Annotated in this window: 14 protein-coding genes; 7 read left to right on the forward strand and 7 right to left on the reverse strand. The window is 64.3% G+C overall.

Going from position 1 to position 18,153, the window contains the following annotated elements; translation table 11 throughout:
* Positions 1 to 4: 4 nt before the first annotated feature.
* Positions 5 to 343: a hypothetical protein gene (locus tag ACI1V7_RS05660; protein WP_404530763.1), complete on the reverse strand. Its 339-nt coding sequence runs from the start codon at positions 341 to 343 to the stop codon at positions 5 to 7.
* 278 nt (positions 344 to 621) lie between these two features.
* Between ACI1V7_RS05660 and ACI1V7_RS05665 the strand changes: the two genes are divergently transcribed.
* The 5 genes from ACI1V7_RS05665 (at position 622) to ACI1V7_RS05685 (ending at position 6,009) form a co-directional block, all read left to right on the forward strand.
* Positions 622 to 1,776, forward strand: a complete 1,155-nt coding sequence (locus tag ACI1V7_RS05665) for a PAS domain-containing protein (protein WP_404530764.1) — start codon at positions 622 to 624, stop codon at positions 1,774 to 1,776.
* Positions 1,754 to 2,395: a response regulator gene (locus ACI1V7_RS05670; RefSeq protein WP_404530765.1), complete on the forward strand. Its 642-nt coding sequence runs from the start codon at positions 1,754 to 1,756 to the stop codon at positions 2,393 to 2,395. The genes ACI1V7_RS05665 and ACI1V7_RS05670 overlap by 23 nt, the downstream gene beginning before the upstream one ends.
* Before the next feature lie 532 nt (positions 2,396 to 2,927).
* Entirely contained in the window at positions 2,928 to 3,689 is a 762-nt protein-coding gene (locus ACI1V7_RS05675) for a DUF3304 domain-containing protein (RefSeq protein ID WP_404530766.1), read from the forward strand.
* A gap of 524 nt (positions 3,690 to 4,213) precedes the next feature.
* The gene (locus ACI1V7_RS05680) at positions 4,214 to 4,816 is read left to right on the forward strand and encodes a DUF3304 domain-containing protein (RefSeq protein WP_404530767.1); all 603 of its coding nucleotides are present in this window, start codon (positions 4,214 to 4,216) and stop codon (positions 4,814 to 4,816) included.
* A 452-nt stretch (positions 4,817 to 5,268) separates the two neighbouring features.
* Positions 5,269 to 6,009 carry a DUF3304 domain-containing protein gene (locus tag ACI1V7_RS05685; protein WP_404530769.1) on the forward strand — a complete coding sequence of 247 codons (741 nt, stop codon included), beginning with the start codon at positions 5,269 to 5,271 and terminating at the stop codon, positions 6,007 to 6,009.
* A gap of 285 nt (positions 6,010 to 6,294) precedes the next feature.
* Here the strand turns inward: ACI1V7_RS05685 and proX are convergent, their stop codons facing one another.
* Genes proX through proV form a run of 3 tightly spaced genes read right to left on the reverse strand, consistent with a single transcriptional unit; the run spans position 6,295 to position 9,710 of the window.
* Positions 6,295 to 7,344: a glycine betaine/L-proline ABC transporter substrate-binding protein ProX gene (gene proX / locus ACI1V7_RS05690; protein ID WP_404530771.1), complete on the reverse strand. Its 1,050-nt coding sequence runs from the start codon at positions 7,342 to 7,344 to the stop codon at positions 6,295 to 6,297.
* A 27-nt stretch (positions 7,345 to 7,371) separates the two neighbouring features.
* A complete protein-coding gene (proW, locus tag ACI1V7_RS05695; protein ID WP_404530772.1) occupies positions 7,372 to 8,478 on the reverse strand; it encodes a glycine betaine/L-proline ABC transporter permease ProW in 1,107 nt (368 codons plus the stop codon).
* Positions 8,475 to 9,710 (reverse strand): glycine betaine/L-proline ABC transporter ATP-binding protein ProV, encoded by a 1,236-nt coding sequence (proV, locus tag ACI1V7_RS05700; protein WP_404530773.1) that lies wholly within the window; start codon positions 9,708 to 9,710, stop codon positions 8,475 to 8,477. The genes proW and proV overlap by 4 nt, the downstream gene beginning before the upstream one ends.
* Positions 9,711 to 10,415: 705 nt before the next feature.
* Here proV and ACI1V7_RS05705 point away from each other — a divergent pair.
* The gene (locus tag ACI1V7_RS05705) at positions 10,416 to 11,609 is read left to right on the forward strand and encodes a hypothetical protein (protein ID WP_404530774.1); all 1,194 of its coding nucleotides are present in this window, start codon (positions 10,416 to 10,418) and stop codon (positions 11,607 to 11,609) included.
* A gap of 304 nt (positions 11,610 to 11,913) precedes the next feature.
* Positions 11,914 to 14,118: an OsmC domain/YcaO domain-containing protein gene (locus ACI1V7_RS05710; protein WP_404530775.1), complete on the forward strand. Its 2,205-nt coding sequence runs from the start codon at positions 11,914 to 11,916 to the stop codon at positions 14,116 to 14,118.
* A gap of 65 nt (positions 14,119 to 14,183) precedes the next feature.
* Here the strand turns inward: ACI1V7_RS05710 and ACI1V7_RS05715 are convergent, their stop codons facing one another.
* From ACI1V7_RS05715 to ACI1V7_RS05725, 3 genes are read right to left on the reverse strand one after another with little or no spacing between them, the layout of a single operon-like run.
* Positions 14,184 to 16,412, reverse strand: coding sequence for a molybdopterin cofactor-binding domain-containing protein (locus ACI1V7_RS05715; protein ID WP_404530776.1), 2,229 nt, complete (start codon positions 16,410 to 16,412; stop codon positions 14,184 to 14,186).
* A complete protein-coding gene (locus ACI1V7_RS05720) occupies positions 16,409 to 16,873 on the reverse strand; it encodes a (2Fe-2S)-binding protein (RefSeq protein ID WP_404530777.1) in 465 nt (154 codons plus the stop codon). Before ACI1V7_RS05720 ends, ACI1V7_RS05715 begins: the two co-directional genes overlap by 4 nt.
* Positions 16,870 to 18,153 carry a c-type cytochrome gene (locus ACI1V7_RS05725; protein WP_404530778.1) on the reverse strand — a complete coding sequence of 428 codons (1,284 nt, stop codon included), beginning with the start codon at positions 18,151 to 18,153 and terminating at the stop codon, positions 16,870 to 16,872. The genes ACI1V7_RS05720 and ACI1V7_RS05725 overlap by 4 nt, the downstream gene beginning before the upstream one ends.

An 18,153-nucleotide genomic window follows, 5' to 3' on the forward strand; every position in this document is an offset into this window, starting at 1 on the left:
CGGATCAGGACAGCGACAGGAGGGGCGATGGCGGCCCTTGGCCGGGCGGCATCAGGTAGGCGGGTGCAACGACGAGGATGGAATCCGGCGCGCGCGCCAGCAGGTAGACGGCTGCGAGGAAGACGGCGAGCAGCAAGGGCGGCGTGGCCGGGACGTCCCCGAGGACCGGCGCCGCCGTGTGGCAGGCCGCGCAATGGTGCTTGACCTTGCCGTCCTCGTGGTGATGGGCGGCGGCCGCCAGCAGTTGGAACGTGAACAGGGCGATGCAGACCATGACCACGAAGCGGGTCAGCCGCGACAGGGCGCGTGCAGGCGTGACGGCTTGTTCGATGGCGAGATGCATGGCCCGTTGCTGGAAAGGGTGGATGCGTGCACAAGGGATGAAGTGGCTTCAACGTGCGCGCAAGCTGTATGCGGCGACAGCTTCCGGCTGTCGTTCGGCTTCATGCTGCAAAGCCTTGCCAAATCATAGCGCATCACCGGCGTGGTCGGCAAGACACGCGCTCTCGCGACCGGGGACGGCGCACGGCGTCGCGCCGCGTGCCGTCCAGTGTGCTGGCGCGCGACGACCTCACGCGGTTTTTACTAGCATGGAGCCATCGATCGCTCACCAGACATCCGATGACTCAACCGCATTCCTTGCCGGACGAATACGGCGTGCTGTTGGCCTTCGTGAGTGCCAGCAACTCGTCGATCGTCATCACCGATGCCACGGCGACAGACGCGCCGATCGTCTTCGTCAACCCGTCGTTCGAGCGCATGACGGGCTACGCCTTGCGCGACGTCCTTGGACGGAACTGCCGATTTCTGCAGAACGAGGATCGCGACCAGCCGGCCCGCGACGTGATCGTCAAGGCGGTCGCGGAACAAGCGTCCTGCGAATGCCTGCTGCGCAATTACCGTAAATCGGGAGAGATGTTCTGGAACAAGCTGTACCTGTTCCCGCTGCGGCTGGCGGGCGCGGAGGTGACGCATTTCGTCGGCGTGCAGCATGACGTCACGCGCGAGCAAAGCCTGTTCGCCGAACTGGAGCATACGGCGGGCGAACGCGCGCGCCTGATCGAACGGCTCGAGCGCAAGCGGCGCGACATGGCCCGCCTCTCGCGTGACCTGATCAACGCCCAGGAAAGCGAACGCAAGGCCCTGGCGCGCGAGCTGCACGACGAGCTGGGGCAACGCCTGACGGCCTTGAACCTGCTGCTGTACCGCACGCGTCCCCATGTCCACGCGGGGGAGGCGCTGGCCTTGTGGGAGCAGGCGGAGCGCGAGATGACGTCGCTCGTCGGGCTCGTGCGCGACCTGTCGGTATCGCTGCGGCCGCCCGGCCTGGATTTCTTCGGGCTCGAACCCACGGTGCGGCAACTGCTGGTCCGGCAACTCGACGGCGGGCCGGACTGGATCTTCGAGTATGCGGGCCTGCCGCCGCGGCTTGCCCCGATCCTCGAGATCAGCGTGTACCGGATCGTCCAGGAAAGCCTGACCAATATCGTCCGCCATGCCGGCGCGCGCCACGTGGTGGTCGAAATCAATAGCGGTGCCGACAGCCGCGAGCTCGAACTGATCGTGCGCGACGACGGCCGCGGCTTCGATGCCGCCTCCTGGCGCGAGCATGCCGCGCGCAGCAGCCGCGCCGGCCTCGCCGGCATGAGCGAACGCATCCAGCTGCTGGGAGGCAGTTTCGACGTGGACAGCGCGCCCGGACGGGGAACGCGCATCACGGCGACCCTGCCCCTGCAATTCGTGGAGAACAAGCATGAACGTGATTCTGGTGGATGACCATGCGCTGGTACGAGCCGGTATTTCCAACCTGATCAACCAGATCGACGGCTTCCGGGTCGTCGGCGAAGCCAGCACCAATGCGGAAGCCCTCGAGCTGGTGCGCCAGCATCGGCCCGACGTGCTCGTGGCCGACATCACGATCGGGGAGCAGAGCGGCCTGGACTTGCTGGCGCCGGCCATGGAAGCCAGTCCCGCGACGCGCGTCGTCATCCTCAGCATGCACGCGTCCGAAGAACTGGTGGCCGAGGCGCTGCAGCGGGGCGCGTCCGCCTACCTGGTGAAGGAATCGGCGCCGGGGGAACTGAGCATCGCACTGCAGGCCGTCGTCCGCGGCGATAACTACCTGAGCCCGGCCGTGTCGAAAAAAATGATCGACCGCTTCGTCCGGCCCAAGACCGTGGCGGATCCGCTCAGCTTCCTGACGGCGCGCCAGCAGCAGATCCTGACGATGATCGCCAACCGGAAGTCGACCAAGGAGATCGCGTTCGAACTCGACCTGAGCGAAAAGACCATCGCCGCCCACCGCGCGCAAATCATGGAGCGCACGGGCGTGAGGGACCTCGTCGGCCTGGTCTTGTTCGCCGTGAAGCACGGGCTGGTGAAGAAACAGGATTAGGCGATGCCAGCCAGGCCACGCTGTCGTCGGCATACAATTTCAGCCTGCATCATCGACAAGGTCGGTTGACCACGGCGCGCGCGCCCTTTCCTGCGGGACTAGGCAACTATCTGGGTGCGGATACTGAACGATCCGCCAATATCGTTTTATCCTGCGCATGCCCGAAATCCGGCGGCCTCGGAGGGGCGCACGTGCCTCGCCAGGCATGGCTGGGATATACGTGCTGCCGTGGTCCGCACTTTGCAGGCATGATTGCTGCGCGATCACCGACTGCCAGCCCCGGCTAGAATCGCGAATATCGATGCGGGCCTCGCCGTTGTCGCCAGCGCGGTTCCGTCGGGCCTGGCGCAGCGGGTAGCAATAACGGCAAGGATCAAATTTTCCAGGTTGTCGTATCGCTGACTTGCACATTGAGGGTGGCGTTTGCCCTTAGTTTTGATATGACCGGAGATATTCAAAGCTTGAGGCGCCTCGACCGACAATGCATGCTGATTGTCATTGAAAATCAATTAGCCGCGCAACTGGAGAAGGGATGAAATATCGTGAATTCTTAATGATGGCTTTGTTGGGCACGCTAATGGCGTGCACGTCACATCCAGATGGTGCATTGTCAGCGTCAGGGAAAGGCGTGTCAGTGAGCGTCCACGGCGTCAACTACACGGCCAATCCTTTCACGTTCGTCGTGGTGGATCCGAGTGACGAATCCAATATCGGCGGTGGAGAACACATCGGACCATTCTCGGCGGGCGGCATCATGTGCTGTTTTACTTTGCCGAAAAAGTGGAAAGCGGGAATGAAAGTGCAGGTGCGTTCGACGCACTGGCTGCCGAAAAATGACAAAGGCGAGCTTCCCGAAGTCGAGACAGTTTACACGGTCGACGTACCGCCTTACGCGAACGGTAAAGTAGGCGAACTGTGGGTACTGCGTACGTCCGATGGAGGTATCGAAGTCGTTTCCACCGATCTGCAACCAGATCATCCGCAATGGCCGGGAAAGGTCAAGGGCTGGCCTGTCCCTTCGAAAGAGTATGTGCGCGAAAGATGGGCACTACAGGCTGAATTAGCGAAAGAGGCAGTTGAAACGTATCGTCGGTTAATTGGTAAGCTGGAGCAGGCGCCGGAGGCTGCTAGAAAAGACGCCTGGGCAGTTGACAGTAAGTACATGCGGGACGAGGTTGCCGCATTCAAAGGTCCGCTAGATCCCGCATACGCTCTGTATTTGAGGAATAAATATGGTGAGGGCCTGCGAGCTGCCCAAATCGAGCTCGAACAGTTGATGAAGGAGGAGCCCTAAGCGCAAGTTTCTGCTAGTTATTTTTAGGAAATTGAACTTGCGTCTTCCTAGAAGAAAATTTCATGGCGGCGAGGAAATATCGGTATGCGCCTACCTCTTCCGTAAAGGTATCTGGGCCCCGCTTCAAGTCCAATGTTGAAAAGAGAGTAATCGCGTCGTTGCTGATGATATTTAAACGTGGATGAGGACTCGAGCGAAAAGCCCTTTTAAGTGTTACCAGAATTGGTTAATCGCGCGATCGGAAATGGGATGAAATACTGTAGATTCTTAGTGATGGCTTTGCTGGGGGTGCTGTTGGGGTGCACGTCACATTCTAATCCTACATCGTCAAGGTCTGGGAAAGGGGTGTCAGTGAGCGTCCACGGCGTGAACTACACGGCCAATCCTTTTACGTTCGTTGTGGCTTTGTTGCATAAATCCGCAAGTCATTGATTTTATTGAACAAAAATTTCGCTGCTAAATTTATAATTCACTGAAAAATCAAAGGCTTATCGTTTATTTATGCAACAAAGCCGTTCGTTGTGGTGGACCCAGATAACGAATCGAATATCGGTGGCGGAGAACACATCGGGCCATTTTCGGCAGGCGGCATCATGTGTTGCTTTACTTTGCCGAGCAGGTGGAAAGCGGGACTGAAAGTGCAAGTCCGCTCGACGCATTGGTTGCCGAAAAATGACAAAGATGAAATTCCCGAGGTCGAGAAAGTGTACACGGTCGACGTACCGCCTTATGCCAATGGCAAAGTGGGCGAGCTATGGGTATTGCGTACGTCCGATGGCGGCATCGAGGTTGTTTCCACTGACCTGCAGCCGGATCACCCGCAATGGCCGGGGAAGGTAAAGGGTTGGCCTGTACCCTCAAAGGAGTATATGCGCGAGAGGCGGGCTTTGGCCATAAAGTGGGCGCAGGAGACCGTCGATAGTTATCGCGCTTCGATTGCCAAACTTTACTCGGCCCCCGAGGCTGCACGAAAGGAAGCGTGGGAAGTCGATAATAAGTCTCTGCGCAATGAGGTCGCGACATTCAAAGGGCCTGAAGATCCCGCTTACGATCGGTATCTAAAAAAACGATATCAAGAGGGGCTAATTAGATCCGAAAATCGTTTGAAGGAGCTAGTGGAGGAGTAGCCTTGAGTTTGAGTTTGAGTTTGTGTGACTTCTTTCCGATTAGCTATGCTAAAGCCGTGGACCAAAATGCCTTTTCAGCAATGCGGAAAAGCTCGCCCTTGATCGATTGACTAAACATGAGAAAATAAAAGGTGGCGAGCCCGAAATGTCGTGCCATACAAACCTCTTCTTCGGCTTCTTATTCGACTTTCTTGGGCAATGCGATAACGTGGCCTCGGTCGGTGCAGTTCATAAATTAGGGAATGTCCAGGGCTTCAAGCGTGCAAATGGCCATGAAGGTTGGGCAGATGCGGATATATCTGAGCTCCCATCCAAGTTCAATGTTTACAAGGGAGTAATCAAGTCGTTTCTGGGCGGGATGTAAATGATGCCTCGAGCGAAATACCCTTTAAGTGTCACCAGAATTGGTTGATCGCGCAATCGGAGATGCGATGAGATACTGCAGATTCTTAATGATGACTTTGTTGGGGATGCTGTTGGGGTGCACGTCACATTCTAATCCTACATCGTCAAAGTCAGGGAAACGGGTGTCGGTGAGCGTCCACGGCGTCAACTACACGGCCAATCCTTTTACGTTCGTTGTAATGGACCCAGATAACGAATCCAATATCGGTGGAGGAGAACACATCGGGCCATTTTCGGCAGGCGGCATCATGTGTTGCTTTACTTTGCCGAGCAAGTGGAAAGCGGGACTGAAAGTGCGGGTCCGCTCCACGCATTGGTTGCCGAAAAATGACAAAGGTGAACTTCCCGAGGTCGAGAAAGTGTACACGGTCGACGTGCCGCCTTATGCCAATGGCAAAGTGGGCGAGCTGTGGGTATTGCGTATTTCGGATGGCCGCATCGAGGTTGTTTCCACTGACCTGCAGCCGGATCACCCGCAATGGCCGGGGAAGGTGAAGGGTTGGCCTGTACCTTCAAAGGAGTATATGCGCGAGAGGTGGGCACTGTATGTAAAATTGGCGGAAGAGTTAGTCGATAACAACCGCAAATTGATTGATGAGCTTGTTTCCGCACCAGAGGAAACGCGTCTTGCCGCCTGGAAACTGGATAGTATGAATTTCCGTGATGAAGTAGCTTCTTTCAAAGGGCCTTCGGATCCTGCGTATGGTCTTTACCTGAAAAACAGATACAAGGAAGACTTACGCAAGTCCGTAGTCCGTTTGGAAGAACTCAAAAAGGCCAAGCCGTGAGCGCAAGTGTGCCAGCTTGAACCTGAGAATTTTGTCCGCTTATTGGGCTACACACTGTCTTCTAGCAATACGGAGATCAACAGCATTGATAGTTGGCGGTACGTGCCCAGTTTAAGCAGTTGTTCGACACGATAGGTCGATGGCCGACCTGTCTAGGCTAGGCTGGATTGGCGATCGCTGACTCGTCGTCGGTTTTTCATCAGGAGCAAGCAACGCGCTCAATCCTCGGCTGGCGTACGAACAGCTCTTGAAGCTCCTCTCCACGAAGGCCGCTCCTGTCGAGCATCAGCGCTGCGCCGCCGCCCGCGCCTGCGCGATCCACCCGTCGAACACCTGCTGGTGGAACTTGATCCATCCGGCCGTATGCCGCGCGATGTCGGCCTGCGTATTCTCGCCACGGCGCATGCGCTCGTTCTGCGCGTTGATGTCCGCGATCGGCAGGCGCATGACCTCGAACAGCCTGACGGCCGCGGGGTTCTTCTCGGCCCAGGCGCGATTCACGACGATCCGCGTCGTGTTGACGGAAAAGCCGTAGTCGCTGCCGTCGGCGAGACGGGTATTCGCGTGCTGCGGGTTGGCCGAGAAGGGCACCTGCAGCCACACGACGTCCTTGCCCGGCACCAGCACGCCGCTGACCCAGTAGGGCGTCCACGTGTAGTACAGGATCGGTTCGCCGCGCTGGTAGCGGCCGATGGTGTCGGCGATCAGCGCCGTATAGCTGCCTTGCACGTGCTGGACGGTGGCGCGCAGCTTGTAGGCATCCATGTGGTGTTCGATCATCGCCTCGCAGCCCCAGCCCGGATTGCAGCCCGTCAGGTCGGCCTTGCCGTCGCCGTCGTGGTCGAACAGCCGGGCGATCTTCGGATCGCGCAGCTGGGCGATATTGGTGATGTGGTACTTGTCGGCCGTCGCTTTGTCGATCAGGTAGCCCTGGGCGGCAGGGCCGGCGTAGGCGCCCGTGCGCAGCAGCTTGGCGTCGCCGCCCGCGTGGTCGTAGTAGTCCTGGTGCAGCGGGTCCCAGTGCACGGCCAGGAAGGTGGCGTCGCCGTTGGCGATGGCGATGTGCGCGGTCGGGTAGTCGACCTCCTTGACGGGCTGGGGCTCGTAGCCCAGCTGCGCGAGGGCGCGGTCGACCAGCATGGTCTGGAACGTCTCTTCGCCGATGGGGCTTTGCAGCGCCTGCACCTTGATGCCCTTGCCGGGCAGGGCGGCATCCGGCGTCTGCGCCATCGCCACGCTGGTGGTCAGGACGAGGGCGAGGAGCGCCAGGATCGAGCCGAGCTTGAAATTGCGTTGCGCTTTATGGGTGATGTGGTAGTGGTCTAGTCGATGCATGAAAATCCTTGGTCTTGATTATTTTCGTTATTCGGTAACGGGAGTGTTCGGCGTGGCCGCTTCGCCACGTCCCGGATTGCTGCGCACCAGGCGCAGGATGAAGCCGGCGGGCCCCGTTTGATACCAGTGGCGCACGCCGCGGCGCGGCTGTCCCATCGCCTGCGTCAGGCGGTCCAGCGTGATGGCGAGCAGCACGATGCCGAGGCCGCCCACGGTGGCCAGGCCCATGTCCAGCCGGCCGATGCCGCGCAAGACCATCTGGCCCAGGCCGCCGACCGCGATCATCGAGGCGATCACCACCATCGACAGCGACAGCATCAGCGACTGGTTGATGCCGGTCATGATGGACGGCATCGCCAGGGGGAACTGCACACGGGTCAGCAGCTGCCACGGCGAGGCACCGTAGGCGCGCGCCGCCTCGATCAGGTCGGGGCGGACCTGGCGGATGCCGAGGTTGGTCAGGCGCACCAGCGGCGGCAGGGCGAAGATGATGGTCACGATCACGCCCGGCGCGTTGCCGATGCCGAACAGCATGACGACCGGCACCAGGTACACGAAGGCCGGCGTCGTCTGCATGGCGTCCAGCAGCGGGCGCAACATGTTCTGCGCGCGGTCGCTGCTGGCCAGGAGGATCCCCAGCGGCAGGCCGATCACCAGGCAGAAGGCAAGGGAGGTCAGCACCAGCGACAGCGTGATCATCGCTTCCGGCCAGACGCCCAGCAGCGAGACGGCCAGCAGCGCCACCACGGTGCCGATGGCGAGTGCGCCGCTCGTGAATTGCCAGGCCAGCAGGCCGATGATGGCGATGACGACCAGCGACGGCGCCGCCTGCAGCAGGTGGGCCACGCCGTTGAGGGTGGCGTCGATCGGCGCGCGCACGGCCTGGAAGAACGGGCGGAAGTGTTCGACGACCCAGCCCAGGCCCTCGTTGATCCAGGTCTGCAGCGGCAGGGCGCCATCGAAGATGCGCGTCAGGTCGACGCCGCCGGCATGTGCGGGCGTGGCGGCCGGGGCCGCCGCGTCCAGCCAGGACGTATCGGATGGCGGGGTCGGCAGCCAGGGGTTGACCTGGGCTGCCCCTTCGGCGGCCGGCGCGCTTGCCGGCATGGTGCTCATGGCGTTACTTGCGTTCATGCTTGTCCTTTCTGTGTGTGTTGCTCGGCAATGGCTGGCGTGTCGCGGTCGAGGAACTTCAGCAAGGTGGTCTTGCTGATGGCGCCGCGGAAGCTGCCGTCGCCGGCCACGACGGGCACCGCGTAGGGCAGCTGCGCCACCTGGCCGAACAGGCCGGCCACGGGTTCGTCGGCATCGATCGTCGGCACGTCCGGCAGGTAGGCATGCGCGAGGCCCAGCGGACCCGTATGGCCTTCCAGCGCCGTGCGCAGCGAATCGACCGACACCACGCCGAGGAATTTGCTGGCGGGATTGACGACATAGGCGTAGGCGCGATCCTGTTCTTCCAGCATCGACAGCGCCGCGCGCGAGCCGCGGGTCGGCGATTCCGACACCACGATCTGGCTCTTGCGGGCGATGTCGCTGGCCTTGAACACGGCCGCCGTATCGACGCCGCGCACGAAGTTGCGCACGTAGTCGTTGGCCGGCTTGCGCAGGATGTCTTCCGGCGTGCCCACCTGCACCACGTGCCCGTCCTTCATGATGGCGATGCGGTCGCCGATGCGCATCGCCTCGTCCAGGTCGTGCGAGATGAAGACGATGGTGCGGCGCTTGATCTGCTGCAGGCGCAGCAGCTCCGACTGCATGTCCTTGCGCATGATGGGGTCGAGCGCGGAAAACGCCTCGTCCATCAGCAGGATCGACGGATCGCAGGCCAGCGCCCGCGCCAGCCCCACGCGCTGCTGCATGCCGCCGGACAGTTCGTCCGGATAGCTGGCGCCGTAGGCGGCAAGGCCCACCTGTTCCAGTGCCTGGCGCGCCAGCGCATGGCGCTGCGCCTTCGGAATGCCGGCCAGTTCCATGCCGAATGCCGTGTTGTCGAGCACGGTCACATGGGGCAGCAGCGCGAACGACTGGAACACCATGCTGATGTCCTTGCGGCGCAGCGCGCGTAGTTCCGCATCCGGCAGGGTATTGATGTCGTTGCCGTCGACGAGGATGCGGCCCGCCGTCGGCTCCACGAGCCGGTTCAGCATGCGCACCAGCGTCGACTTGCCCGAGCCGGACAGGCCCATGATGACGAAGATTTCTCCCGCCTCGATGGTGAAGCTGGCGTCGTACACGCCGATGGTGCATTCGGTCCTGGCCAGGATGTCCTGCTTGCTGGCGCCCTGGCGGACGAGCGCCAGCGCTTCCTCCGGCTGGTCGCCGAAGACTTTGAAGACTTGGTCGATGACGATTTGTTTTGCCACTTTTTGGTTCTCCTTCGAGTTGGCGAATCAATGACGCGGCAGCGCAAGCGAGCGGCCGAAAGGGGACGGAACACGCGCTGTCGGCGGCGCATGGCGGTGCCAGGGCGTCATGTGCGCGTTAAAAGAGGCTGGGTACAGGACTTTTAAGCACGCGGGCACCATGCGTTGGCATGGCGCCGGGTATCCGGCGCAGCTGCGCCGGACGATTCATGATGTGGGCGCAAGGCCCGAGAATGATTTCCCATCCACGACCAGGAAATCGTGCACGGACGAGGCCGCTGTCGAACTGTGCAGTCGGCGTCCCGTGCTGGGAGTCGACATGGGTGCCGGCTCCCGGGTGGATTGCTATTATAAAACAATTATCTACATTTGTCCAAACCTTTGTGGGCGGGTAGAATGACCGACCGTTGCCTGACGCGGCGCCCGTCGTTCGCGCGTGTTGTTCGCGCATGTCGTTTGCGCATGTCTTTCCACCATTCGCACGATCGCCCTGCTTGCGCATCGCGCCGATGCATCCGCCTGATCACGAGCACGCCGGGCCCGCCTGGCTCCCACTCCGCCGCAGCCACGGCAACGCCGCTGGCCATCGCTCACCAACGCTTACTGTTACCGAGGAATTCTGATTTGATGTTGCACACCCGTACACACCCCGCATTGCCGCTACCAACCACCACGACCAGCACGCAACGTCGGCCCCTGCGCCGGATGCGTTGCCTGTGCGCGCTCCTGGCGGCAGCGGGTGCACTGTCGGGCAATCCCGTTCGTGCCGAGGACGCGCCCGCATCGCCGCTGACGGTGGGCGGCGCGATCCGCTTCAACTACGTCCACAAGAGCTGGCAGGACGATTACCGCAGCGGTTTCTTCGGGCTGGACACGGCGCGCCTCGAAGTGAACTACGACGATGGACGCCTGCTCGGATCGGCCCAGTACCGGTACAACCGCTTTCCCAAGGGGCAGGGCGGTTACTGGCAGCATTTCCTGCATCACGGCTGGGTCGGCATGCGTTTCGCCGACAAGAGCGAAGTGCATGTGGGGCTGGACCAGAACCGGCTCGGCCTGCAGCCGCTGGCGTCGAATAATTTCTACGAGTCGATCGCCTTCTACGCCGGCTTCGAAGACAAGTACGACCTGGGCGTGACCTGGCTGAGCCGACCCGGCCCGTTCGAATGGCAGCTCGGCTTCTATCCGCGCGACGGCGGCTCCTATGGGGGCGGCAGCAATACGGCCGGCGCCTCGAACCGCTACTCCTACAACATCGTCCCGGACGACGATGCCCAGGGCTACGGCACGGGCCAGCGCGACCGCGAGCGCGACACGCTGATCGCACGCGCGGCATGGCACGTCGGGCCCGGCGGCCGGCACGAGGTCGGCATCTCCGGCCTGGCGGGGACGATCGACAACGGCCGCGGCACGGATACCCGGCGCCATGCCGTCGCCGTTCACTACCGGGGCGCGGCCGGCCCGTTCAAGCTGATGCTGCAATCGCTGCGCTACCGCTACGGGACGGCGCACGGCGCCAGCCAGACCTACGGCGGCCTCGACCCGAACAGCTTCGTGATGCTGGGCGCCTTCGGCTATCCCTATCCGGTGGCGGCGAACGGCGACATCCATATCGCCAACGTCAGCTACGACATCCCGGGCCGCCTCGGTCCGTTCGGCGACTTCAAGCTGTACAACGACTACAGCGTGCTGCGCAAGCGGACCCGCGGCTACAAGGACTCCGTGCAGAACGTGACGGGCCTGAGCTTCGCGTCCGGGAAGTGGTCGTTCTACATGGATTTCATGCTCGGCAAGCACCACCCGTACCTGTCGCCGGACGGCGGCGGGCTCGCATCGACCTCGGCGGCGCACGACGGGTTCACGCGCAGGATCAATCTGCAGGCGGGGTATTATTTCTAGGACAACGTCAGCCCAGGCGTCGCGTGACGGTCAGGGCGGCGGCTTGCAGCGCCCGTAGTCAGGCAGGCAACCGGTGCTGCATGGCGGGTGGGCACACCGAACAACGCAATGGTTGACTCAGGAAGGCGGATAGCCACCGGGCCGGTGTCGACACGCAAGCATCCGATATTGACCGGCGATGCGCGCACGGTCGGCGTGCAGGCAACGGACCGCCTCCGGCGGCGTGCAGCAGCGCCGTCTGGCTTTGATCCGGCGCCGAGTTGTGACATACTGGCCGGCTTTTGTATTGCAGGCGAGTGCCATCATGGAAATCAAGGTCAACTTTCTCGACAAGCTGCGTCTCGAAGCCAAGTTCGACGACTTTACCGTCATTGCCGACCAGCCGATCCGCTACAAGGGCGACGGCTCGGCGCCCGGTCCATTCGATTACTTCCTGGCCTCGTCGGCCCTGTGCGCCGCCTATTTCGTGAAGCTGTACTGCAATACGCGCGACATCCCGACGGACAACATCCGCCTTTCGCAGAACAATATCGTCGACCCGGAAAACCGCTACCAGCAGATCTTCAAGATCCAGGTCGAGCTGCCGCCGGACATCTCGGAAAAGGACCGCCAGGGCATCCTGCGCTCGATCGACCGCTGCACGGTCAAGAAGGTCGTGCAGGCGGGCCCCGAGTTCGTCATCGAGGAAGTGGCGAACCTGGACGCCGACGCGCAGGCGCTGCTGACGCTGCAGCCGCCTGAAGGCGCCCACACCTACATCCCAGGCAAGGACCTGCCGCTGGAGCAGACCATCGCCAACATGTCTGGCCTGCTGGCGAACCTGGGCATCAAGATCGAGATCGCCTCGTGGCGCAACATCGTGCCCAACGTGTGGTCGCTGCACATCCGCGATGCCCATTCGCCGATGTGCTTCACCAACGGCAAGGGCGCGACCAAGGAAAGCGCGCTGGCCTCGGCGCTGGGCGAATACATCGAACGCATCAGCAACAACCACTTCTATGCCGGCGCCTACTGGGGCGAGGAGTTCGCCAACGCGCCGTTCGTGCACTATCCGGACGAGCGCTGGTTCAAGCCGGGCCCGGACGACGCCGTGCCCGAGGAGATCCTCGACGCCTACTGCATGGCAATCTACGACCCGGACGGCGAGCTGCGCGGCTCGAACCTCATCGACACCAATTCCGGCAACGCCGAGCGCGGCATCGTGTCGCTGCCCTTCGTTCGCCAGTCGGACGGCGAGACCGTGTACTTTCCGTCCAACCTGATCGAGAACCTGTACGCCAGCAACGGCATGAGCGCCGGGAACACGCTGGCCGAGGCGCAGGTGCAGTGCCTGTCCGAGATCTTCGAAAGGGCCGTCAAGCGCGAGATCCTGGAAGGGGAAATCGCGCTGCCGGACGTGCCGCAGGACGTGCTGGCCAAGTACCCTGGCATCGTGGCCGGCATCCGCGGCCTGGAAGAGCAGGGCTTCCCCGTGCTGGTCAAGGACGCGTCGCTGGGCGGGCAGTATCCCGTCATGTGCGTGACGCTGATGAACCCGAAGACGGGCGGCGTGTTCGCCTCCTTCGGCGCGCACCCGAGCTTCGAAGTGGCGCTGGAGCGCAGCCTGACGGAACTGATGCAGGGCCGTAGCTTCGAAGGCCTGAACGACCTGCCGCAGCCCACGTTCGAGAGCAATGCCGTCACGGAGCCGTATAACTTCGTCGAGCACTTCATCGATTCCAGCGGCGTCGTGTCGTGGCGCTTCTTCAGCGCCCGGGCCGACTACGACTTCGTCGAATGGGATTTCACGGCCGAGGGCGAGAACGCGAACGCCGAGGAAGCCGCGGCGCTGCTGGGCATCCTGGCTGACATGGACAAGGAAGTGTACGTCGCCGTCTACGACCAGCTGGGCGCGACGGCCTGCCGCATCCTGGTGCCCGGTTACTCGGAAGTCTATCCGGTCGAGGACCTGGTCTGGGACAACACCAACAAGTCGCTGCTGTTCCGCGAAGACATCCTGAACCTGCACCGCCTGGACGACGACGCGCTGGCCGCGCTGCTGGACCGGCTGGAAAACAACGAGCTGGACGAGTATTCGGACATCGCCACCCTCATCGGCATCGAGTTCGACGAGAACACGGAATGGGGCCAGCTCACCGTGCTCGAGCTGAAGCTCCTGATCAACCTGGCGCTGCAGCGCCTGGAGGATGCGCACGACCTCGTCGGCGCCTTCCTTCAGTACAACGACAACACCGTCGAACGCAAGCTGTTCTACCAGGCCATGAACGTGGTGCTGGAAGTGGTGCTTGACGAGGAGCTGGCGCTGGACGACTACGTCGCCAACTTCCGCCGCATGTTCGGCGATGCGCGCATGGACGCGGCGCTGGGCTCCGTGGACGGCAGCGTGCGCTTCCACGGCCTCACGCCGACGAGCATGCGGCTGGAAGGGCTGGACCGCCACCATCGCCTGATGGACAGCTACCGCAAGCTGCACGTGGCCCGCGCAAAGGCGGCTGCCGCGTCGCGCTGACTGCCGGCGGCTGCTGCACCGTCGCCCCGGCGCAGGCCGGGGCCCGATTTCCCTCTTGGCCCCCGCTATCCCCGCCCCAGCAGCGGCAAATCATGCCGCCGCACGCCGCTGGCCTGCGCCAGCGCATTCGCCAGCGCCGCCGCCATCGGCCCCTGCGCCGCTTCCGCCACGCCCAGGAACGGCTGCCCCGGCTGGTCCAGGATGTCGACGTCGATCCGCTCCGGCACGCTGGAAAAGCGCAGGATCGGATAGCTGCTCCAGTCGAAGCTGCCGATGCCCTGCGGACCGTAGCGCAAGTGTTCGTACAGCGTCCAGCTGGACGACTGGATGATGGCGCCTTCGAGCTGGTTGCGGGCGCCGTCCGGATTGACGACCTGGCCGCAGTCGGCGGCGCAGGACACGCGCAGGATGCGCACGTCGTTGCGGTCGGGGTCGAACTCCAGCTCGACGGCGATGGCGACGTAGGCCATCAGGTTCTTGTATTGCCCGAATCCGAATCCGACGCCGCGGTTGCGCGCCAGCTTCGCGCCCGGCTGCCAGCGGAACATCTCGGCGGCGCGCTTGACGACGGCCTGCGCGCGCGGCTGGCTGGCCAGGTGGTCGAGGCGGAAGCGCACGGGGTCGACGTTGGCCAGTTGCGCCAGCTGGTCGAAGGTGCTTTCGATGGCGACGATGTTCACGTGCGCGCCCAGCGAGCGCATGGCCGAGGTGCGCAGCGGCGTCACCGGCAGGAAGTGGTTGACCACGTGGGCGTTCGGGATGTCGTACAGGGGCAGCGCGTTGCGGTCGCCGCCGCCCTCGGGCTGCAGCATCGGTTCGGAACGTGATGGCGCGATGGGCTTGGCCAGCAGCCAGGCCGGCACGAGCTTGCCCGCATTGCCGGGACGCTCGTTGTGCGAGCCGCTCCACAGTTCGTACTGCCACCCGTCCACGCGGCCGTTCGCGTCGAGGGTCGCATGCACGTTCGTCACCATTGCCGGCGCATACGGCTCCCACAGGTTTTCCTGGTCGCGCATCAGCTGGACGCGCACGGGCGTGCCGGGCACGGCGCAGGCCAGCAGGGCGGCGTCCGCGGCGACGTCGTCGGCGCCGTTCTGCCCGTAGCATCCCGACCCCTCCGTGTGGATGCAGCGGACCCGATCGAGCGGCATGCGCACCAGTTCCGCCAGCGCGGCGCGCAGCGGATACACGCCCTGCGTGTGCGTCCAGACGGTCAGCACGCCGTCGGCCAGGTGACCCACCGCGCACGACGGGCCGATCGCCCCGTGCATGACGTACTGCTTGGTGTAGCGGGCGGACACGCTGCGGCCGTTGCCAGCCTGGATGCGGCCGCGCTGCAGGATGACCAGGTCTTCCGAGGGCAGGTGCTGCAGCGTGGCATGGATCTCTTCCGGCCTGGGCAGCACGGCGCCGCCTTCCCAGCGCGCCTGCGCGGCGAGGGCATTCATGGCGCTCACGGCGCGCCACTCGTCGTCCGCGAGCACGGCCAGGTAGCTGCCATCGCGCACCACCTGGCGCACGCCCGGCAGGCGTTGCACGGCCGCGAGGTCGGCCGCGGCCAGGCGTGCGCCGGGGCGGGGCGGGCGCACGACGCGGGCATGCAGCATGCCGGGCAGGCGCATGTCCTGCACGTAGGCCACGCCGCCGGCGACCTTGGCCGGGATGTCGACACGCGGCACCGACTTGCCGATCAGGCGGTAGCGTGCCGGATCGCGCAGCGGCGACGTGGCGGCGGCGCCGCGGTGCAGGCCGGGCGCGCGCAAGCCCTTCACCGCCTCGCCATAGTGCATGCTGCGGCCGTCGGCGGCGACGGCGCGGCCGGCGCGCAGCGTGACGCCGTCCGCCGCCACGTTCCACTGCGCCGCCGCGCCGGCGCGCAGCAGGGCCGCCACCTGGGCCGACGCGTGCAGCAGGGCGGTGCCGCTGTCCGCGACGCTGTGGCTGCCGGCGGTAAATCCTTCGTTGGGCGTGAGCAGCGTGTCGCCGCCGATGAACACGATGTCGGCCGGCGCCAGCTCCAGCTGCTCCAGGGCGATCTGCATCAGTGCCGTGCGCATGCCGGTACCCAGTTCGACTTTGCCGCTGCAGACGGTGACCTTGCCGTCCGCGGCGACGCGGATCCAGGCGTCCAGCATCGGCGTGTTCTTCAGGCTGCCGGGAAGGCGCGCGTCGACGAGGGCCGGTAGGCCGAGCGCATTCAGTTCCGCGCGCGCCGCCACGGGCAGCAGCGAGAAGCCCAGCACGAGCGCGCCGCCTTTCAGCACCGCGCGGCGGTTCAGGTGCGGACCGTTCATGCCTTGCCTCCATCCGCCACGTCGCGGATCGCCGCCAGGATGCGATGGTGCGTGCCGCAGCGGCACAGATTCGGCTGCATGTGCTGGCGGATCTGGTCGTCGCTGGGATGGGGCACCTTGTCCAGCAGCGCCTGCGCACGCATGATCATGCCCGCGATGCAGTAGCCGCACTGCGCCGCCTGATGCTTGATGAAGGCCGCCTGCAACCGGCCCGGCCGTTGCGGCGTTCCGAGGCCCTCCACCGTGCGCACGGCGCGGCCTTCGAGCGCGCCCAGCGGCGTCACGCAGGAAAACACCGGCTTGCCGTCGACGATCACGGTGCAGGCGCCGCACTGGCCCATGCCGCAGCCGAACTTGGCGCCGTTCAGGCGCATCTCGTTGCGCAGCACGTACAGCAGTGGCGTGCCGGGATCGGATTGCAGGGCTTGCGCCTTGCCGTTCAGGGTGAGGCGGGTACTCATGGCTGGTTCTCCTTGCGCAGCTTGGCGCTGGTGGCGGCGACGTCGTCCCAGGCCGGCCTGGCGGCGAGGCCCGTGCGGACGTAGGCGGCGAGTTGGGCGACCTGCTTGTCGTCGAGGGTGTCGGCAAACGGCGGCATATACACCGTCGACGTGTTGTCCCAGGGGATGCCCTGCAGGACCGTCTGCACGAAGTTGGCGGGATCGCCGCTCAGCACGGCGCTGCTGCGCGCCAGGCCCGGACGGTCCGCCAGCCGCATCATCGGGGCGGGCGCCGCGTGGCAGCCGGCGCAGGCGGCGGCGAACAGCGTCTCGCCGGCACGGTCGCCGGGGACGATGGCCGCGGCGGGCTTGACCGCAGGCGCCGCGGCCGGCTGGCTCTGCGGGGCGACCTGGATCGACATCAGGTAGGCGGCGATCGCTTCCACGTCCTCGCGCGGCACGCTCGCCAGCCGCTCCGTCACGGGACGCATCGGGCCCTTGGCGGCGCCGTGGCCCAGCGCCAGCCCGCCGCGCAGGTACTCGACCAGGTCCGCCTGGGTCCAGGGCGCGTCGGCCGCGGCCAGGCGCGTCAGCGCGGGCGCATTCCAGCCGTCGATGCGGCCGCCCTGGAAGGCGGGCGAGCGCTCGCCGCCCATCAGGTTCAGGCCGCTGTGGCACGAGGCGCAGTGGCCCAGCGTGTCGACCAGGTAGCGTCCCCGTTCGATGGGCGTGGCCTGGCTGGCCGGCGTATCGCTGGTCCCGGGACGCAGGTACAGCATGTTCCAGAACGCCAGCACGGGGCGGAAGTTCAGCGGGAACAGCAGGTCGTTGGCCGGCGCCGGCGCATGGACGGGCGTGCGCGTCATCAGGTAGCGGTAGGCCAGTTCGATGTCGTTGTCCGACATGCGCGTATAGTGGATATAGGGGAAGGCCGGATACAGCAGGTGGCCGTCGCGCGAGGTGCCTTCGCGCAGCGCGCGCCGGAACGCGGGCAGCGTCCAGCGGCCAATGCCCGTCTCGGGGTCCGGCGTGATGTTGGTGCTGTAGATGGTGCCGAACGGCGTGCGCAGTCCCAGGCCGCCCGCGTAGGCGGGACCGTCGCCGGCCGTGTGGCATACCATGCAGTCGCCCAGCGCGACGACGCGCGCACCGGCGGCCAGGACGGCGGCAGAGGGCGGCGGCGGCGCGGCATCGGCAGGCGCGATCGGCGCCGCCCGGGTCCAGGCGTACAGGCCGCCCAGCACGGCGGCGGCGGCGATGGCGGCGACGGCAGCGCCGCCGATAAGGGTCCGCAATTGCAT

The organism is Massilia paldalensis (genome assembly GCF_044901715.1).
Classification (GTDB): Bacteria; Pseudomonadota; Gammaproteobacteria; order Burkholderiales; family Burkholderiaceae_D; genus Telluria; species Telluria paldalensis.

Coding starts and splice junctions, on each gene's coding strand:
- ACI1V7_RS05660 (WP_404530763.1), bottom strand. CDS start 343: ATGCATCTCGCCATCGAACAAGCCGTCACGCCTGCACGCGCCCTGTCG.
- ACI1V7_RS05665 (WP_404530764.1), top strand. CDS start 622: ATGACTCAACCGCATTCCTTGCCGGACGAATACGGCGTGCTGTTGGCC.
- ACI1V7_RS05670 (WP_404530765.1), top strand. CDS start 1,754: ATGAACGTGATTCTGGTGGATGACCATGCGCTGGTACGAGCCGGTATT.
- ACI1V7_RS05675 (WP_404530766.1), top strand. CDS start 2,928: ATGAAATATCGTGAATTCTTAATGATGGCTTTGTTGGGCACGCTAATG.
- ACI1V7_RS05685 (WP_404530769.1), top strand. CDS start 5,269: ATGATGACTTTGTTGGGGATGCTGTTGGGGTGCACGTCACATTCTAAT.
- proX (WP_404530771.1), bottom strand. CDS start 7,344: ATGCATCGACTAGACCACTACCACATCACCCATAAAGCGCAACGCAAT.
- proW (WP_404530772.1), bottom strand. CDS start 8,478: ATGAACGCAAGTAACGCCATGAGCACCATGCCGGCAAGCGCGCCGGCC.
- ACI1V7_RS05705 (WP_404530774.1), top strand. CDS start 10,416: ATGCGTTGCCTGTGCGCGCTCCTGGCGGCAGCGGGTGCACTGTCGGGC.
- ACI1V7_RS05710 (WP_404530775.1), top strand. CDS start 11,914: ATGGAAATCAAGGTCAACTTTCTCGACAAGCTGCGTCTCGAAGCCAAG.
- ACI1V7_RS05715 (WP_404530776.1), bottom strand. CDS start 16,412: ATGAACGGTCCGCACCTGAACCGCCGCGCGGTGCTGAAAGGCGGCGCG.
- ACI1V7_RS05720 (WP_404530777.1), bottom strand. CDS start 16,873: ATGAGTACCCGCCTCACCCTGAACGGCAAGGCGCAAGCCCTGCAATCC.
- ACI1V7_RS05725 (WP_404530778.1), bottom strand. CDS start 18,153: ATGCAATTGCGGACCCTTATCGGCGGCGCTGCCGTCGCCGCCATCGCC.